The 1,605-nt window shown below is 72.6% G+C and carries 2 protein-coding genes; both read left to right on the forward strand.

Features of this window, described 5'->3' with window-relative positions:
- Window positions 1-1,096 (forward strand): bifunctional pyridoxamine 5'-phosphate oxidase family protein/GNAT family N-acetyltransferase (locus tag KBX53_RS32360; protein WP_210863651.1); only part of this gene is annotated, 1,096 nt, incomplete at its 5' end.
- Window positions 1,096-1,605, forward strand: a 510-nt coding sequence (gene leuE / locus KBX53_RS32365; protein WP_210863653.1) for a leucine efflux protein LeuE, incomplete at its 3' end; no start/stop codon positions are given. The genes KBX53_RS32360 and leuE, both read left to right, overlap by 1 nt.

Consider the following 1,605-nt stretch of genomic DNA (forward strand, 5'->3'; position numbering starts at 1 on the left):
GCACGTCCGCATCGGCGACACGCTCTACCTGCACGGCTCCACCGGCAGTCGGCCACTGCTCGCCGCCCGCGGCGACGACGGGCTGCCCGTCTGCGTCGCGGTGACGCTGCTCGACGGGCTGGTCTACGCCCGCTCCCAGTTCCACCACAGCGCCAACTACCGTTCGGTCGTCGCGCACGGCACCGCCCGACTCGTCACCGACGAGCGGGAGAAGCTCGCCATGCTCACCGCGCTGGTGGAGAAGGTCGGCGCGGGACGCAGCGCGGCCACCCGTCCGCCCAGCCGTCGCGAGCTGGCCGAGACCGCCGTCCTGGCGCTGCCGCTGCGGGAGGTGTCCGTCCGGGCCCGCACCGGCGGGGTCCGCGAGGACGAGGACGACCTGCACCTGCCGCACTGGGCCGGCGTGCTGCCGCTGCGACTGACCGCCGGGGCACCGGAGCCGGACGCCGGGGTCACCGCGCCGCTGCCGGCGTACCTGCGGACGGCCCGCACACCGTGGCACGAGCCGGTCCCGCTGCGCGGCGAACACGTCCTGCTGGAACCGCTGGAGTTGGCGCACACCGACGACCTGCACGCCGCCACCGCCGACGACGAGGTGTGGCGGCACCTCACCGTCGCGCCACCCACCGCCCCCGCCGAGACCGCGGAGGTGATCGGCGCCGCCCTGGCCGCCCAGCACCGGGGCGAGCGGGTGGCCTGGGTGCAGCGGTGCGCGGCGACCGGGGCGGTGGTGGGCAGCACCTCCTACTACGACATCGACCCGCAGCGGCGGGCGGTGGCGATCGGGCACACCTTCCTCGGCCGGCAGTGGTGGCGTACCGGCATCAACACCGAGGCGAAGCTGCTCCTGCTCGGCCGCGCCTTCGACGACCTGGGCGCGGTACGGGTCGCGTGGCACACCGACATCCGCAACGTTCGCTCCCAGGCGGCCATCGAACGGCTCGGCGCGACCCGGGAAGGGGTGCTGCGGATGCACCGCCAACGACCGGACGGCTCCTGGCGGGACACCGTGCAGTACGCGATGACCGTCGACGAGTGGCCGAACGCACAAGTCAGGCTGCGAGAAAGACTTCTGCGGACGGCACCGGTGGCGTGATGATGGCGGGCGTGCTGGGGATCACCGACATCTGGACGTACGTGCTGGGCACCGTGGCCATCATCCTGCTGCCCGGTCCGAACTCACTCTTCGTGCTCTCCACCGCCGCCAAACGGGGCGTCGCGGTCGGCTACCGGGCCGCCGGTGGCGTGTTCGTCGGCGACGGGGTGCTGATGTTCCTCTCCGCCGCCGGGGTGGCGTCGCTGCTCAAGGCGTACCCACCGCTGTTCATGGTGATCAAGTACGCCGGTGCCGCGTACCTCGGTTATGTCGGGGTGACCATGCTGCTCGGCGCCGCGCGGCGCTGGCGCGACCGCAACGATCCGAGCACGCCGCGGCTCATCGACGCCGCGGAGCCGGCGGCGATGCGCAGCCCGTTCCGCAAGGCGCTGGTGATCAGCCTGCTGAACCCGAAGGCGATCCTGTTCTTCATCTCGTTCTTCATCCAGTTCGTCGACCCCGGCTACGCCTGGCCGGCGCTGTCGTTCCTGCTCCTCGGCCTGATCGCC

It is taken from the genome of Micromonospora sp. M51 (assembly GCF_018070305.1).
In the GTDB taxonomy this organism is placed as follows: domain Bacteria; phylum Actinomycetota; class Actinomycetes; order Mycobacteriales; family Micromonosporaceae; genus Micromonospora; species Micromonospora parva.